Here is a 19,070-nt window from a genome sequence, read left to right as displayed (position 1 = left end):
GCAGCGGGTTGCGAACGTCAGTCGGTCAAGCTGCGGTATGGACAATAGACAGCGCTTGCGAAGTACCTCCATCGGTGAGCGCGTCGGCAAAATATGCGTGGGAAGTCCCTCAATTCGCAGCGCCATTGTGGCGTAGAACGATGTAACCGCGGAGTCGCCAAATTGTCCCAAAGGCAAGCGGCCGGGAGCGAATCACGCATATGGACAGGATCGAGGTACGACTCGCGGAAACACGATCAGCCGGGTCGGTGCGCAGGACCGCTTCGTTCGATCGGACCGAAGTCTGGTGGGAAATCGATGGTCCTGACGAGGCGCTGCCGCAACCGCTCGATCGACACGACCTTGCCGCGACGGCGCTGATCTTCAAGGCGATGGGGACGGGGCGGGACTTGCATGTCGATGGCCCCGTGTCGCGGTCGCTGCTGGCGGGGCTCGAAGAGCTGGTCGCGTCGTGGACATTGTGGCGACCCGATCTTTACCGGCCTGTCCGGATTAGCGCGACCATCGAACTGCCTGACGACAGGAGCGGCGGCAGGCTTCCCGATCATGCGGTCGTCGCGTTTTCGGGCGGCGTCGACAGCGCCTTTACGACCTGGCGCCACGTCAGCAAGCGCGCGTCGAGAAGCAACCGGACGCTGGGTGCGGCGCTATTCGTACACGGGCTCGACATTCCCCTGACGCATGAGCAGCAGTTCGAAGACGCCTTCTCCTGCGCCGCGCAGACTCTGGCGTCGATCGACGTTCCGCTGGTGAGGATGCGCACCAACTGGCGGCACGTCGCCTCCAGGGTCTGGCAGATGGAGTTCGGGGCCGGCCTGTCCAGCTGTTTGCGGAACTGGCAGGGAACATTTGGCGCGGCGCTGATCGGCGCCGACGAAGACTATGCCAATATGGTCATTCCGTGGGGATCGAACCCGATCACCTTTTCGATGTTGTCCTCGCCCGACTTCCCGATCGTTCTGGACGGCGCCGCATTCGGCCGGACCGAAAAGGTGCAGGGCATCGGTGATTGGCCGGAATGCCTCGCCAATCTTCGGGTGTGCTGGCAGAACGCTTCCGCCCGCGCCAATTGCGGGCAATGCGAGAAATGCATCCGCACCAAGCTGAACTTCATGGCGCTGGGGCAGGAACCTCCGGCATCGCTGCCCGGCAGACCGTCGACAGCGCAGATACTGACGATGCGGACGAAGAATTCGGTGCAGGTTTCGTATCTGCGGGAGATCGTCCGCACCGCGAAAGGGCGCAATACCGGTGGACGATGGTATCGCGCCGTACAGTTCGCGATCATGTGGAATTACCTGCTGAACTGGGCGCCGCGAATGAAGCGGGTCATTTTCCCGAGACGGCGGCTACCGCCAAGGCCGGAGAACAGCGCGATCGGAACGATGTCCCCGTTGCGTGCGCGGTCGGGCTGATCGCGCTATTTTCCGCCGCGGACCTTGGCGATCCCATGCCGTACCAGCGCCTGAATCTCGCGTTCGGGACCGGTCGGCTTTCCCATCCAGGCCCACAGGGCGATCGAGGTGGCGACATAGCTTCCCGCGCCGATCAGGAGCAGGGTCGCGATCTCGGCGAGCAGATGCGCGATGCTCTTACCCGGTGGGAACACATGCCCCGTCAGCCAGACGACGGCGCTCATGACGATGACGGCGACGATGCACCGCATGTTGGCCGCAAGCTGCGTGCGCACCGGCAGCGCGATGAGCGCCCTGATCATGGCCATGTTGACCACGGTCGAGACGATCCCGGTCAGCACGCGCGCGATGACCACGCCCTGCAGCCCGGCCAGATACATTCCAGCGATGATCATGGGCAGGCGGATGCAGAACAGCTGGGTGTCGCGCTTAAACAGCAGCTTCGTCGCGCCTAGGGACATCCCGAGCGGCGCCACCTGCGATCCGATGGTCTGCACTGCGATGATCGCGGCCATCGCCTCGATCACCGTAGTCGCAGGCAACCACTTTTCGCCCATCGTCAAAAGCACGAGCGGTTCGGCGATCAGCGCCATGCCGACGCCCAGCGGCAGCGCGATCGCGGTTATAAGCGCCTGCGACCGTTGATACGCGCGCCGCAGCCGTTCGGTATCATGAGAAAATCGGGCGAAAGCCGGAAAGAGCGTCTGGGTCAGCGGCAACGTAGCTTCGCGGCTCGGAAGGATCGCCAGGTTGTTGCCGACCGTATAATATCCCAGGTCCGTGCTGCCCAGAAACTTGCCGATCAAAAGCTGGTCGAACCGCCAGTTGATCGTGTTGATCACCTGGCTCGCCGTCAGCCAGACCGAAAAGGACCATAGTTCGCCGGCATGCCGGAAGCCCGGCTTCGGCCGGAACGGCAGCACCGTGTAGGAGATGGCCACTTGCGCCACCTGGCCGGCGATCGTTCCGACGATGAGCGCCCAATAGCTCCGGTAGATCAGCGCCACGGCGATGCCGACGATCACGCCGATCAGTTTCTGGGAGACGTTCAGCATGAAGTCCTGCCAGAAGATCAGTTCCTTCTGCAGCATGATCCGTCTGGGATTAGCGAGGCCGCTCAGGAAGACGCTGAATGCGAAGGCGTACATGACGTTCGCCAGCCGCCCGTCGCCATAGAATGCCGCCGTCGCGGGCGCGGCCGCTGCGAACAGGCCGCCAAGCACCAGTCCGCGTAGCGTATTCAATGTCCAGGCGGCATGGAAATGGTCGATCGTCGGCTCGCGATGATGGACCAGCGCTTGCGACAGCGACAGGTTGGTGACGGCCTGGAGAATGGCCAGCATCGTCGTGCCGAGCGCAACAAGGCCGAAGTCGGACGGCAATAGCAGCCGCGCCAATACGATCGTCGAGAGGAAGCCCAGCGTGTTGACGATGCCGCGCGATGCGCTGATCCACATGCTTCCGCGGGCAAGACGCGCCGAAAGGTTCTGCACAATCGCTTCCTGCCTCGCGTGCGCCGGGATACGATCCGCGTAATAAGGAAGCTTGAGTGACGCAACGACGATGATGGCGAGCGTAGGAGCGAAAGAGCCGATCCAATGCTCGTGGGCAAGAGCCGGAAGGGATAAGGAGTTCGCATGAATATATTGCTGTATGTCGCTCAAGTGGCTTCGTTAGGCGCGACGAATTTCACGGTTGATGCGCCGTTGGCGGCACCAACCGCCGCGCCCACGTTTGTCGACGAATTCGATGCGACGATGATCGATCGCATGAAATGGCGCTTCGACACGTCGCGCAACGCCGCCGGATGGTACAATAACGAGCGCCAATATTACGCCGAGGCGCGCCGTGAGAATGCGCGGATCGAAGACGGCGCGCTGGTCATCGAGGCGCGTCGCGAGACGCTTACGAAGGCGCGGTTCAGCGACTGGGGCGGGCAGGCATATACCTCGGCGAAACTGGTGACGCGTGCGCCGCTCGGTTACGGTTTCTACGAGGTTCGCGCGAAGTTGCCGTGCGGGCGTGGCGCGTGGCCTGCGATCTGGATGTTGCCGTCTACCGGCACCTGGCCCGACATGGGCGAGATTGATATTATGGAGATGGTCGGCTGGGACGCGAACGTCATCCATGCAACGCTCCATACCGGCGCGTTCAATCACGCGAAGGGGACGCAGCGCGGTGCGCAAAGGCGCGTGGCGACGGCCTGCACCGCATTCCACAGATATCAGCTCGAATGGCGCGCGGACACGATCACGGTCGGTGTCGACGGGCGGGCCTATATGCGCGTGAAGAACGACCAGCCGGGCGGCGCGGCGGCGTGGCCGTTCACGCGCCCGTATGAGCTGATTCTCAACCTGGCGGTGGGTGGCGATTGGGGCGGGAAGAAAGGGATCGATGACCGCGCTTTTCCGCAGCGCCTGACGGTGGACTACGTGCGCTACTGGAAACGCTAACGCCGCCCGCGCACTGCGAGGATCGCCACGCCGCCGCCGAGGGTTAGGACCGCGAGCATAAGCATCACCGCGTCGAAATCGCGCGGTGTCGCGAGCAGCCAAGCCAGCATAGGACCGAGCAATGCGGGTAGGGTGTTGGTCAGGTTGAGCAGGCTCAGGTCGCGCCCGCGGTGCTCTGGAGACGGCAGCAACTGCATCGCGAAGGCGGAATGCAACGCGAGGAACACCGCCGACCCGATTGCATAGACGCAGAAACCCGCTGCGCCCTCGGTCCAGTCGTCAGCAATCGCCATGCCGAAAATCCCGAGCGCAGCGACGGCAGCGGCGGCCAGCAGGAAGGGCTTACGGCGGCCGGTGCGGTCGGACAGCCGCCCCAAGAGTATCGCGATCGGCAGCGGCAGGATGAAGGCGATCGTCAGCAGATGCCCGATGCGCGGCGCGAGGATGTCTGGCGGAATGTCCGGCGCGACGCTCTCGAAATAATAGAGCAGGTAAAGCGACAGCACGGTGCCCGCGACCTGCACGAGCAATCGCGCGCCCCACGCGGTCAGCAGGTCGCGGTGAAGCATCCGTTCGGGAATGATCGCCGGTTCATCGGCCCGAACCGCACGGGTCAGCAGCAGCGGTGCGAGGCACGCGGCCACGGCCGCGGGGACGATCGCGAAGCGGGCCGCATCGCCCAGCATGGCCGTTCCGATCAGCAGTGCCGACACGCCTGAGGCGACTGGCGCACCGAGCGCCAGCAGGCCACCCGCGACCCCCTTTTGCGCATCCGGAATCTCGTCGGCCATGATCGCCATCAGCGGTGCGAGCAACGCGTTCACAGCGAGTTGGAAGATCACCACCGACAGGATGACTGTCGACGGCGATGTCGCCAGCGAAATGCCGATATAGGATGCTGCGGTCGCGACGATGCCGATCGCCATCCCACGCCGTCGCCCGCCGCCGCGCGCGACCGCGCGGTCGCTGAGTATCCCGAACACGATGTTCGATACGCTCGCCGCCAACGCCCCCGCGATCACGCTGCCGGTTAGCACGTCGATCCGCGCCTCGCCCGCCACGCGTTCGATCTTGAGCGGCAGCAACAGGCTGAGCAGCGGCAGGTACGAGATGACGCCGCCGGCATAGGCCAGCGCGTACGTCAGCAGGAACGCGGTCGACCGGCGCGATGCCGCTAGGGATGGGGCCGCGGAGGGGTGAGCGGAGTGTTTGGACATCGCCGGGATAGCGGTCTTGCCCGCTATCCCGGCGATCGGCAAATCTACGGCTTCATCGTCGCCGGATCGAGCGTCAAGGTGCGGACGATCGCGCGGTCGGTCGCGTCGCGGGCCAGCGCCACACGATAGGTGCCACCCGCGATCCGCCAGCCGGGCAGCTTCGTGTCGTAATCCGCGACGATGCGGGGTTCCGCGGTCAGCGTGATGCGACGCACCTCGCCGGGTTTTAGCGTCACGCGAGTGAACGCCGCCAGCCGCATCGGTGCGGCAGAGCCTTCGCGTGCGACATAGACCTGCGGCACGTCCGCCCCTTCGCGCTGGCCGGTATTCACGACGTCGAACGAGATGCCGAGCGACTTGCCCCCGGTCACCACCGGGTTGCGATACGCGAAACTGGAGTAGCCAAGCCCGTGGCCGAACGCGAACAACGGGCGCTGGCGCTTCTTTTCGTACCAGCGATAACCGACATCGGCCCCCTCGACATAATCGATCGGGAAGCTTTTTAGGTCGTAGCCCGACGCGTTGGCAGGATTGGCCGCGGCCTGCGCCTCCAGCGAGGTCAGCGTGTCGAGCCCGACCGGCGCCGGTCGCGGGGCCTGCGCTGCGCTGGCGGGGAAAGTGATCGGCAGGCGGCCTGACGGGTTCACGCGCCCGGTCAGGATATTGGCGATCGCCTCACCACCGCGCTGCCCAGGATACCAGGCCTGCACGACCGCGGGGACCGCGGCCAGCCACGGCATCAATACCGGCCCGCCCGTCTCCAGCACCGCGACCGTCCTCGGCTGCGCGGCGGCGACCGCGGCGATCAACGCATCCTGATGATCGGGCAGGCGCAGGTCGGGCACGTCCTGCGCCTCGGTGGTCCATTGCGTCGCGAAGACGATCGCCATGTCGGCGTTGCGCGCCGCGTCGACCGTCTCGTTCAGGTTGCGGCCGTCGACATAGGTGATCTTCGCCTGCGGCATCGCCTTGCGCAGCGCGGCGAGCGGGGAGGACGCGTGATAGGTGATGCGCGCGAATGAGGAGGCTGCCCCGGTACTGAGCGCGATCTCGACCGGCGCGCCGCCGACCGAGCGGACCTGGCTCGACCCGCCGCCCGACAGGACACCCAGGTCGGCCGCGCCGCCGATCACCGCGATCCGTTTTGCGGTGCGCGCGATCGGCAGCAGCGCGCCGTCGTTCTTCAACAGCACGATTCCCGCCTCCGCGGCGCGCTGCGCAGCGTCGGCGTTCTTCGCATACGGGATCGTCGGCGCGTGTGTGGGAACCGGCGCGTCATACGCTCCGGTCTCGATCAGCCCGGTCAGGTAGCGCGCGACCATGTCGTCGAGCCGCGCCATCGGAACCTCGCCCTTCTCCACCGCCGCCTTCAACGGCGCGGAGAAATAGAGCGCCTTGTCGAGTTCTTGCCCGGATTGCTGATCGAGTCCCGCGTTCGCGGCCTTGGCGGTCGAATGGACCCCGCCCCAGTCGCTCATCACCCAGCCCGGATAGCCCCAGTCGCGCTTCAGCACGTCGTTCAGCAACCGCGCATTCTCGCACGCCCAATCACCCTGCACCTTGTTGTAGGCGCACATGACCGATCCGGGATTCCCCTTCTCGATCGCGATCTGGAAGGCGAGCAGGTCGCTCATACGCAGCGACGCCTCGTCGATCCGCGCGTCGGCGACCATCCGGCCGGTTTCCTGCGCGTTCAGTGCGAAATGCTTGACGGTGGAGACGATGCGGTTCGACTGCACGCCAGCGATATGCGCGCCGCCGAGCGTGCCCGCGAGCAACGGGTCTTCGCCGAGATATTCGAAGTTGCGGCCGTTCCATGGATCGCGGGTCAGGTTGACCCCGCCCGCGAGCAGCACGTTGAAGCGTTTCGCGCGCGCCTCGCTGCCGATCATCGCGCCGCCCGCGCGGGCGATCTCGGGATCGAAGCTGGCCGCGGTGGCGAGGCTGGAGGGCAGCGCGGTCGCGACGTCGCCCTTGCGCTGTTCGACCTGGTTGGCCACCCCCAACGACGCGTCGCTTTCGCGCACGATCGGCACGCCGAGCCGCGGGATGCCGTCGATATGACCGGCCGAGGGGATCAGGTCGTTCGCGGTCTTTCCCTTGGCGAAGGGCGGGAACAGGCCGTGGACCAGCGCGATCTTCTCCTCCAGCGTCATCTGCGCGACGATCGAGTCGGCGCGCGCGCGGGCTTCGTTGCGGACGGCAGTTTGCGGTTCGCGCGCCTGAGTCGCCGCCGCCAACCCTGCGATCACGGTCGCGCCGAGCAGCGCCGCGTGGAAAACCTTCGTCATCCTCAACCCCTTCGTTTGCCGCTGTAACGTTGCGCAGTGCGCGGCCCACGCAAGGAGGAGCATATTCTGGGAACGTTCACAATATGTGAGGTGGGCGGCGTCGGCTACTTGACAATCGACGTGGTTTGACGGAAGTGAACGTTCTCAATGAGGGCGCGGGCATACTGCGCCGATGGTGTATGGGAGGGGTTATCATGCGGAGCTTCAGGGCGCGCACGCTGTCGAAGATGGCGATCGGGGTTTCGGCGCTGGCGATCGGCGGCCTTCCAGGCGCTGCTTTCGCGCAGGACGCGGCAGCGACGATGGGCAACCCCGGACCGTCCGAAATCCAGCCCCAACCCCCCGCCGACGCGCCCGCAGGCGAGGACGACATCGTCGTCACCGGCATTCGCGCCAGCCTTCGCCAATCGGTCGACATCAAGCGCGACGGGCAGGGCGTGGTCGACGCGATCTCCGCCGAGGATATCGGCAAGTTCCCCGACACCAATCTGGCCGAGTCGCTCCAACGTATCACCGGCGTGTCGATCGACCGTTCCAACGGCGAAGGATCGACCGTCACCGTCCGCGGTTTCGGACCGGAGTATAACCTGGTCACGCTGAACGGTCGGCAGATGCCGACGTCGTCGCTGGGCGACGGCGCGAGCCCGCCAGCGTCGCGGTCGTTCGATTTCGCGAACCTGGCGTCCGAAGGGATCGCCGGGGTCGAGGTGTACAAGACCGGCCGCGCCGCGGTGCCGTCGGGCGGAATCGGGTCGAGCATCAACATCCGCACCCCGCGCCCGCTCGACAAGCCGGGCCTGCGCGGCAGCATCGCCGCAAAGGGCGTTATCGACACCTCGCAGAACGGCAAGAACGACATCACGCCCGAAGTGTCGGGTATCCTGTCGACGACGTTTGCCGACGATCGCATCGGCGTGCTGTTCAGCGGTTCGTACCAACGCCGCAAGGCGAGCACGAACACCGCGAGCGTCGGTTTCCGCGACGGTTTCTTGGGATCGGAAAACAACTGGGGCACGCTGGCGCAGCCGGGGACGCCGGGTGCGGCCAACATCACCAACCGGCCGGGTCCGACCGACGTCTATGAAATCCCGCAGAGCGCAGCCTATGAATTGGTCGACATCGATCGTGAGCGCATCAATGGCCAGTTGGTGCTGCAGGCCAAGCCGACCGACACGCTGACCGCGACCGCCGATTTCACCTATTCGAGCAACAAGTTCGAGGTGCGCAACAACAGCGTCGGCATCTGGTTCAACTTCGGCGACACGCGCAGCGCCTGGACCGACGGCCCCGCGGCCGGGCCGGTCTTCTATTCGGAGAATTTCGCGCCGGGCAAGGATCTGTCGTACAGCGGCTCGCTGGCGGCGAACAAGAGCATCAACAAGTCGCTGGGCGGTAACCTGACGTGGGATGCGCCGGGCGGCGTCACCGTGTCGCTCGACGCCCATCACTCGACCGCGGAATCGAAGCCGACCAACAAATACGGCAGCAGCACATCGATCGGGAACGCGATCTTCGGCGTGCAATCGCAGGCGGTCAATTTCGAGAACGACCTGCCGATCCTGTCGTACACCATGTACCCCGGCATCGATCCGCTGAATCCCGCGCTGATCACGCCGACCGGCAATTCGTTCCGCAACGCGTATTTCAAGGACCGCATCAACCAGGTTCAGTTGAAGGGCCATTACGACCACGACGGCGATTTCCTGGACAGCATCGATTTCGGATTCTCGTACGTCGATAACAAGGTGCGGTCGGCCTACGGCTTCATCCAGAACGACACGTGGGGCGGCATCGGCCCGGCGTCGGACATCCCGGACGACCTGTTCACGCAGGTGAGCGTGCCCGACAAGTTCAAGGGCGTGGATGGCGCGGGCACGGCGGGGATGATCCCGGCGTTGTACAGGTTCAATTTCGAGAACATGGCCGATCTGCTCGAAAGCAAATACGGCATCTGCAGCAATCCGCAGACCGGGGCGGCGCAGGCGGGCACGTGCCGCGCCAGCTTCACCGTCGATCGCCGCATCCGCGAAAAGACGATCTCGCCCTATATCCAGGCCAATCTGAAGTTCGACGTCGGATCGATGCCGGCGCACATCATCGGCGGCGTCCGGTATGACCAGACCGTGGTCGATTCGGCGGCGCTGGTGCCGGTGCCGGTCGGCACGCGCTGGGTATCGGCCAACGAGTTTGCGGTGATCTATTCGGCGGACAGCGACTTCACGCGGTTCAAGGGAAGTTACCAGAACTGGCTGCCCGCGATCGACGTCGATATCGAGCCGATCGACAACGTGAAGCTGCGTGCTTCGTACAGCCATACCATCACGCGCGCCGACTACGGCGTCCTGCAGGGCGGGCGGACGATCGATTCGAACCCGCGCATCGGTGGCGGCACGGGCAGTCAGGGTAACCCGGGGCTGATTCCGTTCAAATCGAAGAACATCGATCTGTCGGCGGAATGGTATTACGATCGCGAAAGCTATATTTCGGTCGGATATTTCACCAAGGACGTGCAGAATTTCATCGGCACGACGCAGATCAACACGCCCGCCTTCGACCTGCGCAACCCGGCGTCGGGGCCGCGCGCCCGCGCGGCGGCGGCGGCGCTCGGCACCACCGACACGATCCGGATTCGCGACTATATCCTGCGCAACAATCCCGATTCGTCGACCGTGACGGGGACGACGACGGTCGGTGGCGTGACGTATCTGACCGGCGATATCTTTGGCGTGGCGGCGGACGATCTGTTCAATTTCCAGATCAGCCAGCCGTTCAACAGCGATCAGACGGCGAACATCCACGGCTGGGAATTCGCGATCCAGCACCGCTTCTGGGAAACCGGGTTCGGGACGATCCTGAACTATACGATCGTCGATGGCGACGCGACGTATGACAATACGGTCGATCCCAACATCGGCCAGTTCGCGTTGAGCGGCCTTAGCGACAGCGCCAACGCCGTGCTGTACTACGACAAGGGCGGATTACAGGCGCGCGTGGCGTACAATTGGCGCGCCGAATTCTATAACGGCGGCGCGTTCGATCCGACCTATGTCGAGGCTTATGGACAGGTCGACGCCAGCGCCAGCGTCGAGTTCAAGAAGGGCCTGACGGTGTTCGTCGAGGCGATCAACCTGACCGGCGCGGGTCGACGCGGGCATCGCCGGTCGGACAATTTCGCGACCTTCGCAGCGCCGGGCGACGCGCGCTATTCGGGCGGCGTGCGGTTCAGCTTCTGACGCTGGCGGGCCACGCTCCGGCGGAGGGTGGCCTTTCATGGCGGCGGGCGGCAGAACAGGAGCATGACGGGGATCGGGACACGCGGCGTGGACACGGCAGTCGCTGAAATCGTGATCGTCGGCGGCGGCACTGCAGGGTGGCTGGCCGCGTGCCTGATCGCGGCGCGCGCGAACCCCACCGCGGCCGCGCCTTTGCGCGTGACATTGATCGAGTCCCCCGACGTGCCGACGATCGGCGTGGGGGAGGGGACATGGCCGACGATGCGCCGCACGCTGGAGCGGATCGGGCTGTCGGAGGTCGACTTCCTGCTGGCGTGCGATGCGTCGTTCAAGCAGGGATCGCGCTTCGACGGGTGGCGCACCGGTGCAGCGGGCGACAGCTATCTCCATCCGTTCACTGCGCCGGTGACCGGCGAGCCGCGCGATGTGGCGGCGGCTTGGCGGGATGGCGCATTCGCCGATGCCGTGTGTTCGCAGGCGGCGGTCTGTGCGCTCGACCTCGCCCCGCGACAGCGCGCGATGCCGGACTATGCGGGGGCGCTGAACTACGCCTACCACCTTGATGCGGGGAAGCTGGCGGCGATGCTCGCGCGTCATGCGACCGCGCGGCTGGGCGTGCGGCACGTCCGCGATCATGTCGTCGCGGTCGATCGCACGGATGATGGCGACATCGCCGCGGTCCGCACGCGTGCGAACGGCGCGATTGCGGGCGACCTGTTCCTCGACTGCACCGGGCACGCGGCGCTGCTGATCGGGGGCGAATACGGCGTGCCCTTCGTCGATCGTAGCGACGTTCTGTTCAACGACCGCGCATTGGCGGTGCAGGTGCCGGTCGCACCGGACGCGCCGATCGCGTCGCAGACCAACGCGACCGCGCACCCCTCGGGGTGGATCTGGGACATCGGGTTGCCGACGCGGCGTGGGGTGGGGTGCGTATACGCCTCCGCATTTGCGAGCGACGACGATGCGGCGGCGACGCTGGAGGCGTATCTGCGCCGTACGGCGCCGGGGTCCGCGATCGATCGATCGGCGTTCCGCCACCTGACATTCCGATCCGGGCATCGCGAGCGGTTCTGGGAGCGCAATTGTCTGGCGATCGGGCTGTCGGCGGGCTTCCTGGAGCCGCTGGAGGCGTCGGCGATCGTGCTGATCGAATTGTCGCTGGATGCGCTGCTCGACAATTTTCCGGCGACACGCGACGTGATGCCGATCCACGCGCGGCGTTTCAACGATCTGTTCCGCTATCGCTGGGACCGGATCGTCGAGTTCCTGAAGCTGCATTACGTGCTGAGCCAGCGCGACGAGCCGTACTGGCGCGCGCACCGCGATGCGGCGTCGATCCCCCCGCGGCTGACCGAATTGCTGGCGCTGTGGCGGCATCAACCGCCGTCGCACGCCGATTTGCCGATGCAGGACGAGGTGTTCCCGGCGGCGAGCTATCAATACGTCCTGTACGGCATGGGTTTCCCAGCGCCGCGCGATTTTGCGATCCGCTCGACCGGGCGTGACGCCGCGACGGCGGCGATGCGGCAGGTGGGACAGCGCGCGCGCACGCTCGCCTCGACCTTGCCCACCAATCGCGCCTATCTCGACGCATTGCACCTCTCCGAAAGCGCCGCCGAGTGACGAACCACGCGATCCTGACTGCCGAAGAACACCGCGACCTGCGCGTGCGCACCGATCGCGGCGTGGCGCTGGGCGATGCGGTGATGAGTTGCATCACCGTGCCGAGCGAATTCCGGCAGGTGCAGAACGATTATCCGATCCTGTTCCGTCGCAACCCCGAGCGCGACGATTTCGCCGCGGTGGCGCTGTTTGGGTTCGAGGCGGGAGAGAATCTGTTCCTCGACGGCGATCGGTGGGACGCCGATCACCAACCGCTCGCGATTGCGATCCAGCCCTTCCTGATCGGGGCGAATGCCGCCGGCTTCGGCGACAAGCAGGTGCACATCGACCTCGCCTCGCCGCGGATCGGCACCGGCGAGGGGACGCGCGTGTTCGCTGCGGACGGGCGGCCGACGCCGTATCTGGAATCGATCGCCGAACAGCTGGGCGCGCTGGACGAGGGCTATCAGGGGGCGGGCGCGTTCTTCGCCGCGCTCAAGCGCCACGATCTGCTAGAGCCGCTGACGCTTGAGGTGACGCTGGACGACGGGGCGATCAACCGGCTGGTCGGTTTCCACGTCATCGACGAGGATCGGCTGCGCGCGCTGGACGCCGCGGCGCTCGGCGAATTGCATGATGGCGATCATCTGATGCCGATCTTCATGGCGCTCGCCTCGCTGGCCAACCTTGGCAAGCTGATCGCGCGCAAGAACCGGCGGATGGCGCATGGCTGAGGCCGATCCCGGCGTGGTCGACGCGATCGCGCGCGTGCCCGAGGTGACAGTCGCCGACGCCGCCGCTCTGGACGCGCGGCTGCGGACCGCGGACACGCCGTTCGTCGTGCGCGGTCTGGTGGCGGACTGGCCGCTGGTGCGGGCCGGGCGGCGCTCCGCGAAAGACGCGCGCGACTACGTCCTGCGCCACCACCGCGACCGGCCGTTCACCGTCGCGGCGGGCCAGCCGGGCAGCGACGGGCGGCTGTTCTACGACGATGCGATGGCGATGAACTTCCGGACGCTGACCGCGAAGCTGCCCGACATCTTCGCGAAGATCGACGCGGTCGAGGGAACGGCGGATGCGCTGCCGATCTATCTCGCCTCGATCGACCTGCACGAATTCTTCGACGGGCTGCACGAGGCGAACCACGTCGATCTCGGCGATCGTACCCTGATCGCGAGCATCTGGATGGGGACGCGGACGCGGATCGCGGCGCATAACGACGTGCCGCACAATCTGGCATGCGTGGCGGTCGGACGGCGGCGGTTTACGTTGTTCCCGCGTGAGCAATTTCGTAATCTCTACCTTGGCCCGGTCGATAATACGCCCGCGGGGCGCGCGGTCAGCATGGTCGATTTCCACGCCCCCGATTTCGCGGAGTATCCGCGGTTCAGGGAGGCGCTGGATCATGCGCAGGTGGCGGAGCTGGACGCGGGTGACGCGCTCTACATCCCGGCGCTGTGGTGGCACCATGTCGAGGGGCTGGCGGCGTTCAACGTGCTGGTGAATTACTGGTGGCGCGACGCGCCGCGCTGGCTGGGCCAGCCGCAGGATGCGCTGAACCATGCGATGCTGGCGATCCGCGACCTGCCCGAGGATCAGAAGAAATATTGGCGCGATCTGTTCGACTACTACGTGTTCGAGAATGACGAGGCGGTCGTCGCGCATATTCCCGAGCAAGCGCGCAGCGTGCTCGGCCCGCTCAACACCGAAAGCGCGGGCCGCATCCGCGCCTTCCTGCTACGGGCGCTCAGCCGATGAACGGCGAGCACCGCCTGCGCCGCGTCGTGATCGCGGGCGGCGGCACCGCCGGGTGGATGGCGGCGGCGGCGATCGCGCGGACGATGGGGCGGACGGTCGAGCTGACGCTGGTGGAATCGGAAGCGATCGGCACGATCGGGGTCGGCGAATCGACCATCCCGCCGCTCGTCACATACAACCGGCTGCTCGGCATCAACGAAGCCGATTTCATGCGCGCCACGCAGGCGACGTTCAAGCTGGGCATCCGGTTCGACGGTTGGAAGAATGTCGGTGACAGTTACTTCCATTCGTTCGGGGCGACCGGCAAGGATCACTGGTCCGCGGGATTCCAGCATTTCTGGATGTATGGGCGCGAGAAAGGGCATGACCGGTCGTACGACGATTATTGCCTGGAGCTGATCGCGGCGCGCGAGGGGAAATTCGCGCATCTGCCCGACGACCGCATGAACTACGCGTATCAGCTCGATTCCTCGCTCTACGCCAAGTTCCTGCGCTCGATGGCCGAAGTGGACGGGACGAAGCGCGTCGAGGGCAGGATCGCGTCAGTCGAACTGAACGGTGAGAACGGCGACATCGCCGCCTTGGTGCTCGATTCGGGTGCGCGGATCGAGGGCGACCTGTTCCTAGACTGCACCGGGTTTCGCGCGCTGCTGATCGAACAGTCGCTGCACGCCGGGTTCGACGACTGGACGCACTGGCTGCCGTGCGATTCGGCGATCGCGGTGCAGACCGAGAGCGTGCGCCCACCCGTCCCGTTCACCCGCGCGATGGCGCATGATGCGGGATGGCAATGGCGCATCCCGCTGCAGCACCGCGTCGGCAACGGCATCGTCTATTGCAGCCGGTATCTGTCGCGCGACGCCGCGCAGGACCGGTTGCTCGGCAATGTCGAGGGACGCGTGCTGACCGAGCCGAACGTGCTGCGCTTCGTCACCGGCGCGCGGCGGCGGCAATGGTATCGCAACTGCATCGCGATCGGGCTGTCGGGCGGGTTCATGGAGCCGCTGGAATCGACCAGCATCCACCTGATCCAGCGCGCCATCCTGCGGCTGATCCGGATGATGCCGTTGCGTGAGATCAGCGCGTCCGACGTCGCCGAGTTCAACGACCAGCAGAATCAGGACATGGCGCAGATCCGTGATTTCCTAATCCTGCACTATAAAGCGACCGAGCGCCGCGACAGCGCGTTCTGGCGGCAATGCGCGGCGATGGCGGTGCCCGATACGCTGGCGCAGAAGATCGAGCTGTTCCGCGAGAGCGGCCGCGTGTTCCGCAAGAACGAGGAATTGTTCGCGGAGAACAGCTGGGTGCAGGTGATGATGGGGCAGGGGATAAGCCCTCGCGCCTACCACCCGGTCGCGGAGAAACTGACCGACGATGAACTCGCGCGATTGCTGAAACTGTTGCGCGACGAAGTGACGCGGACCGTCGCGAAGCTGCCCGAACACGGCGCCTATGTGGTGCAATATTGCGGCGCCGCGCGCGCCGTCGCGGCCTGAACCGAGCGATGGCGCGTCGGCGGCAGGCAGTGACGATCAAGCACGTCGCGGCGGATGCAGGCGTGTCGCTTCAGACCGTCAGCCGCGTCATCAACAACGAACCCAATGTGCGCCCGGCGATGACGGAGCGCGTCCGCGCGTCGATCGACAAGCTGGGCTACGTGCCCTCGATCGCGGCGCAGCGGATGGGAGGATCGCGATCGTATCTGATCGTCGCGCTGAACGACCGCGAACGCACGATCGCCGACTGGCGCAACCGCGAAGGTGTGGACTGGGTCGACCAGATGCTGCTGGGCGGGATGCTGACCTGCGCCGAATATGGCTATCGGCTGATCGTCGAGCTGGTCGACACGCACAGCGACCATATCGAGCGCGAGCTTATGGCGGCGATCGCCGCGCTGCAGCCCGACGGCGTGATCCTGACCCCGCCGCATTCGGAGAATCCGCTCATCACCCGGCTGCTGGAGGAGCACGGCATCAGCTTCGCGCGGATCGGGTCGCTGCAGCCGGGTGCGGGCTTTGCGCTGACGATGGACGACGAACGCGCCGCGCGGCTGGCGACCGAACATCTGGTGGAACTGGGCCACCGCCGGATCGGGTTCATCGCGGGATCGAGCGAATACGAGCTGAGCGGATGGCGCGTGAACGGATGGCGCGACGCGATGGCGACCGCCGGGCTGTCGACCGGCGACCTGCTGGGAGAGGGCGATTTCACCTACGCTTCCGGGCGAAACGCGGCGCTACGTTTGTTCGACACACCCGAGCCGCCGACCGCGATCATCGCTAGTAATGACCAGATGGCGCTCGCGACGCTGCAGCTGGTGCGCGAACGCGGGCTGGACGTGCCGCGCGACGTGTCGATCGTCAGCTTCGACGACACGCCGATCGTCCGCTTCGCCCATCCGCCGCTTACCGCGGTGGTCCAGCCGATCGCGGAGGTGACAGCGCGTGCGGTGGAACTGATCATTGCGGAGCAGGCGGGCCGGGAGACGCCGGGCGCGCCGGTCGTGGTGCCGGCCAGCCTGACCGTGCGCGGGTCCACCGCCGTTCGACCAGATTGATCGTGCGACGCGCGGAACGACCCTGCTAACGCACGGCCACCGTGTTGCTCAGCTCGGAAACCCCGGCTTCGTTGAACGCCTCCACCGCGACGTGATAACCGACCCCGACGTTCAGCGACCGCAGCGCGAGCGATCCCTTGCCCGCCTTCACCGCGTCGTCGGCGAACAACTGATACGTCAGCGTCAGGCGATCGGGCCGCACGCCCCAGCGCACATTGTAGCCGGTCGCGCCGGGCGCCGCCGTCCATGTCACGCGCGCGTTGCGCTGATCCTTTTCGCGCACCGCGGTCACCCCGCCCGGCGCTGACGGCGCAGCGCCGTCCGCTTTCCCGAACACGCGGATGTCGCTGATCGCCAGGTTCGCCGCACCGACGTGGCCGTGGACGTAGCGCACGAAACGCGCGCGGACCGGTTTCGCCAGTTCGAAGTAGGCGTTCGGGCGGTCACGGCGCGGCGCTTCGGTTTCAGCCACCTTCCGCCAGCTTTTTCCGTCCCCAGACGCCTCGACGCGGAATTCGGTGTAGATGTCGGGGGCGTCGCCGAACCGGCCCGATTTATAGTCCGCGAAATTCACCTGCAATGCGCGCACTTCTTTTGCGCGGCCGAGGTCGAGCGTCAGCGTCTCCCCCGCCTTATTCGCCCCCGCGACCCAGAACGTGCGCGGGTTCTCGTCGGTCGCTCGCGCGGCCGCAAACTCGCCCATCGTCGATGAGGCGGTCGCCATGGCGCGATATGACAGCAGCATCCAGCCGGTGAACAGCGCCTCCGGATCGGCGTTCGGTCCGTCGGGCGCGTAATGCGGGAAGTCGCCGAAGCGGGTCGACACCATCATCTGTCCGTCGGGATAGAAATGCGCCGGCCACATCCCGATCCGCCGCTCGAACGTCCAGTTATACCCGATCCACGGCGTACCCGTGTTCCACCAGTTCCCGTTGTTGTCCTGAAACGTGGAGCCATGCCCCGCGCCCTCGACGAACCCGCCGGGCTTGTACGCGACCGGATTGTACGGCGCATATTCGAACGGCCCCATCGGCGATTTCGACACGTATGTGCCATTGCCATAGACGTTATATTCGGTCCCCGGCGCGCCGTACTGGAGGTAGTAGCGGCCGCCGACCTTGGTCATCCACGCGCCCTCCATGAAGGGCTTGATCGGCGTGCCGTTGGGGAGGGTCCCCGAATGATCCTGACCGAAACGCTCCCAGCCGTGCTTGCCGGGTTCGAGCCCGAACAACGGCTTGGGCTTCCCGATGTACGACAGCCGGTTCTTCGGATCGAGTTCGATCGCATAGAGTGGGAAGACGTTCGACGAATTCCAGTACATATACCAGCGCGCGTCGTCGTCCTTGAACAGCGCCGGATCCCACGGCCCCGGCGGCACCTGACCGGGCTTCATACTATCCTCGAACCCGGACCGCACCATACCGGGCAGCGGCGGCAGGCGGCGGGTGAGGAACTCCAGCTTGCCCGTCTCAGGCGCGTCGCTGACCAGGATCACGCCCTGATCGGTCATCGACGGCATCAAATACAGCCGCTCCCCGTCCGACCACGCGGCGGGCGCGACGATGCCGCGGAACGGCCAGCGCGACGGCGTGATGAAGGTCCAGGTCGCCAGATCGGTCGACCGCCAATAACCGTCGGCCAGCGTCTGAAAGAGGTAATAGGCGCCCTTGTGCCGCACGATCGCGGGGTCCGCACCTGTCCGGTACGAAATCTGTTCGGGGGTCTGTTCCCAATTGTAGCGGTAATCGATGTCGATCGGGTTCGCGTAGGTGCGCTTGCCCGGCGGCGCGGCGACAACAGCGCTAGCGACGGTGGCGAGCAGGCAGGCGGCGAGAATGCGCATCTAATGTCCTTGGATGAATAGGTTCGCAGTCAGCCGGCCGATGCGCGGATCGGCGCTGAAAATCATGTCTTCGGGAATGAGGCCCGAATGGAGCAGCCGCCCCGAATAGATGACAAGCCGGTCCACGACACCCTCGACCCGGCCGATCTCCTCGAAGGCGGACGTGGAACCGTGGATGTAGCCGCTGGAAGCCGCTCCGGCGCGTTTGGCCTCCACGATGAATGCGTCGACGTTGATCGCGTCGACTGCTTCTATCCCCGTCGCACGCTGACGGAAGAAAGCGGTGCCCGTGTCCGGCGTGTCGGACAGATAATGCATCACCGCGAGATGTTTCGGGTCGAGCGAATCGAAATGCGGCGCGCGTTGCGCGGGCAGTAGCAACGCGGGCGACGCGGTGACGATCGAGAAGCTCGCCTCCGCGACGCGGAACGAATCGATGTCGAATGCGCCACCGACGAACGGCGCGACGGCCTCCAGCGTGCGCTCGAAATAGGCCCAGCCGTCACGATCGGCGGGGGTAAGCGTGCGGCGAACGCCGGGATAGTAATTGCCCGCACGCGGGAACGGCGCGAGCGCGGCGGCCAACGCCCGCACCCCCGCGACGTCGCCGGAAAAGCCGTCGACAACCACCACCGGATGACGCCCGGTCCCGACATGGCGCAGCGCAGGCGTCATCGGTGGGCGGTCTCCAC

13 protein-coding genes are annotated in these 19,070 nt (G+C 65.8%); 8 read left to right on the top strand and 5 right to left on the bottom strand.

Going from position 1 to position 19,070, the window contains the following annotated elements; translation table 11 throughout:
• Positions 1-248: 248 nt before the first annotated feature.
• A complete protein-coding gene (locus tag M0208_RS04105) occupies positions 249-1,415 on the top strand; it encodes a hypothetical protein (protein WP_258890459.1) in 1,167 nt (388 codons plus the stop codon).
• 5 nt (positions 1,416-1,420) lie between these two features.
• Here the strand turns inward: M0208_RS04105 and M0208_RS04100 are convergent, their stop codons facing one another.
• Complete coding sequence (locus tag M0208_RS04100) at positions 1,421-2,872, bottom strand: lipopolysaccharide biosynthesis protein (RefSeq protein ID WP_258890458.1); 1,452 nt, start codon at positions 2,870-2,872, stop codon at positions 1,421-1,423.
• Positions 2,873-3,052: 180 nt separating this feature from the next.
• Between M0208_RS04100 and M0208_RS04095 the strand changes: the two genes are divergently transcribed.
• Positions 3,053-3,868 carry a glycoside hydrolase family 16 protein gene (locus M0208_RS04095; RefSeq protein ID WP_258890457.1) on the top strand — a complete coding sequence of 272 codons (816 nt, stop codon included), beginning with the start codon at positions 3,053-3,055 and terminating at the stop codon, positions 3,866-3,868.
• On the opposite strand, the gene M0208_RS04090 is transcribed toward M0208_RS04095, so the two are convergent.
• Together M0208_RS04090 and M0208_RS04085 are read right to left on the bottom strand one after the other, a co-directional pair.
• The gene (locus M0208_RS04090) at positions 3,865-5,085 is read right to left on the bottom strand and encodes an MFS transporter (protein ID WP_258890456.1); all 1,221 of its coding nucleotides are present in this window, start codon (positions 5,083-5,085) and stop codon (positions 3,865-3,867) included. The two genes, M0208_RS04095 and M0208_RS04090, sit on opposite strands and share 4 nt — an antisense overlap.
• A 44-nt stretch (positions 5,086-5,129) precedes the next feature.
• Positions 5,130-7,376 carry a beta-glucosidase gene (locus M0208_RS04085; protein WP_258890455.1) on the bottom strand — a complete coding sequence of 749 codons (2,247 nt, stop codon included), beginning with the start codon at positions 7,374-7,376 and terminating at the stop codon, positions 5,130-5,132.
• Positions 7,377-7,570: 194 nt separating this feature from the next.
• Between M0208_RS04085 and M0208_RS04080 the strand changes: the two genes are divergently transcribed.
• The 6 genes from M0208_RS04080 to M0208_RS04055 all read left to right on the top strand — a co-directional run bounded on the left by M0208_RS04080 (position 7,571) and on the right by M0208_RS04055 (position 16,532).
• Positions 7,571-10,609, top strand: a complete 3,039-nt coding sequence (locus M0208_RS04080; protein ID WP_258890454.1) for a TonB-dependent receptor — start codon at positions 7,571-7,573, stop codon at positions 10,607-10,609.
• Positions 10,610-10,696: 87 nt separating this feature from the next.
• Positions 10,697-12,235 carry a tryptophan halogenase family protein gene (locus M0208_RS04075; RefSeq protein ID WP_258890453.1) on the top strand — a complete coding sequence of 513 codons (1,539 nt, stop codon included), beginning with the start codon at positions 10,697-10,699 and terminating at the stop codon, positions 12,233-12,235.
• Positions 12,232-12,948: a SapC family protein gene (locus M0208_RS04070; protein WP_258890452.1), complete on the top strand. Its 717-nt coding sequence runs from the start codon at positions 12,232-12,234 to the stop codon at positions 12,946-12,948. Before M0208_RS04075 ends, M0208_RS04070 begins: the two co-directional genes overlap by 4 nt.
• Positions 12,941-13,972 carry a cupin-like domain-containing protein gene (locus tag M0208_RS04065; protein ID WP_258890451.1) on the top strand — a complete coding sequence of 344 codons (1,032 nt, stop codon included), beginning with the start codon at positions 12,941-12,943 and terminating at the stop codon, positions 13,970-13,972. Before M0208_RS04070 ends, M0208_RS04065 begins: the two co-directional genes overlap by 8 nt.
• Complete coding sequence (locus M0208_RS04060) at positions 13,969-15,471, top strand: tryptophan halogenase family protein (RefSeq protein ID WP_258890450.1); 1,503 nt, start codon at positions 13,969-13,971, stop codon at positions 15,469-15,471. Before M0208_RS04065 ends, M0208_RS04060 begins: the two co-directional genes overlap by 4 nt.
• Before the next feature lie 8 nt (positions 15,472-15,479).
• Positions 15,480-16,532, top strand: coding sequence for a LacI family DNA-binding transcriptional regulator (locus tag M0208_RS04055; protein ID WP_258890449.1), 1,053 nt, complete (start codon positions 15,480-15,482; stop codon positions 16,530-16,532).
• A 25-nt stretch (positions 16,533-16,557) separates the two neighbouring features.
• On the opposite strand, the gene M0208_RS04050 is transcribed toward M0208_RS04055, so the two are convergent.
• Positions 16,558-18,378 carry a family 43 glycosylhydrolase gene (locus tag M0208_RS04050; protein ID WP_258890448.1) on the bottom strand — a complete coding sequence of 607 codons (1,821 nt, stop codon included), beginning with the start codon at positions 18,376-18,378 and terminating at the stop codon, positions 16,558-16,560.
• Positions 18,379-19,053, bottom strand: coding sequence for a DUF6445 family protein (locus M0208_RS04045; RefSeq protein ID WP_258890447.1), 675 nt, complete (start codon positions 19,051-19,053; stop codon positions 18,379-18,381).
• Positions 19,054-19,070: the final 17 nt, after the last annotated feature.

Origin of the sequence: Sphingomonas sp. SUN019 (assembly GCF_024758705.1) — a bacterium.
Taxonomy (GTDB): Bacteria; Pseudomonadota; Alphaproteobacteria; order Sphingomonadales; family Sphingomonadaceae; genus Sphingomonas.
The sequence above is the reverse complement of the archived record's forward strand: the minus strand, read 5'-3'. Positions and strand labels throughout refer to the sequence as shown.

Excerpts from the sequence above, each read along its gene's own strand:
- M0208_RS04045 (WP_258890447.1), bottom strand. The coding sequence starts at position 19,053 with ATGACGCCTGCGCTGCGCCATGTCGGGACCGGGCGTCATCCGGTGGTG.
- M0208_RS04090 (WP_258890456.1), bottom strand. The coding sequence starts at position 5,085 with ATGTCCAAACACTCCGCTCACCCCTCCGCGGCCCCATCCCTAGCGGCA.
- M0208_RS04050 (WP_258890448.1), bottom strand. The coding sequence starts at position 18,378 with ATGCGCATTCTCGCCGCCTGCCTGCTCGCCACCGTCGCTAGCGCTGTT.
- M0208_RS04065 (WP_258890451.1), top strand. The coding sequence starts at position 12,941 with ATGGCTGAGGCCGATCCCGGCGTGGTCGACGCGATCGCGCGCGTGCCC.
- M0208_RS04100 (WP_258890458.1), bottom strand. The coding sequence starts at position 2,872 with ATGTGGATCAGCGCATCGCGCGGCATCGTCAACACGCTGGGCTTCCTC.
- M0208_RS04095 (WP_258890457.1), top strand. The coding sequence starts at position 3,053 with ATGAATATATTGCTGTATGTCGCTCAAGTGGCTTCGTTAGGCGCGACG.
- M0208_RS04085 (WP_258890455.1), bottom strand. The coding sequence starts at position 7,376 with ATGACGAAGGTTTTCCACGCGGCGCTGCTCGGCGCGACCGTGATCGCA.
- M0208_RS04080 (WP_258890454.1), top strand. The coding sequence starts at position 7,571 with ATGCGGAGCTTCAGGGCGCGCACGCTGTCGAAGATGGCGATCGGGGTT.
- M0208_RS04060 (WP_258890450.1), top strand. The coding sequence starts at position 13,969 with ATGAACGGCGAGCACCGCCTGCGCCGCGTCGTGATCGCGGGCGGCGGC.
- M0208_RS04055 (WP_258890449.1), top strand. The coding sequence starts at position 15,480 with ATGGCGCGTCGGCGGCAGGCAGTGACGATCAAGCACGTCGCGGCGGAT.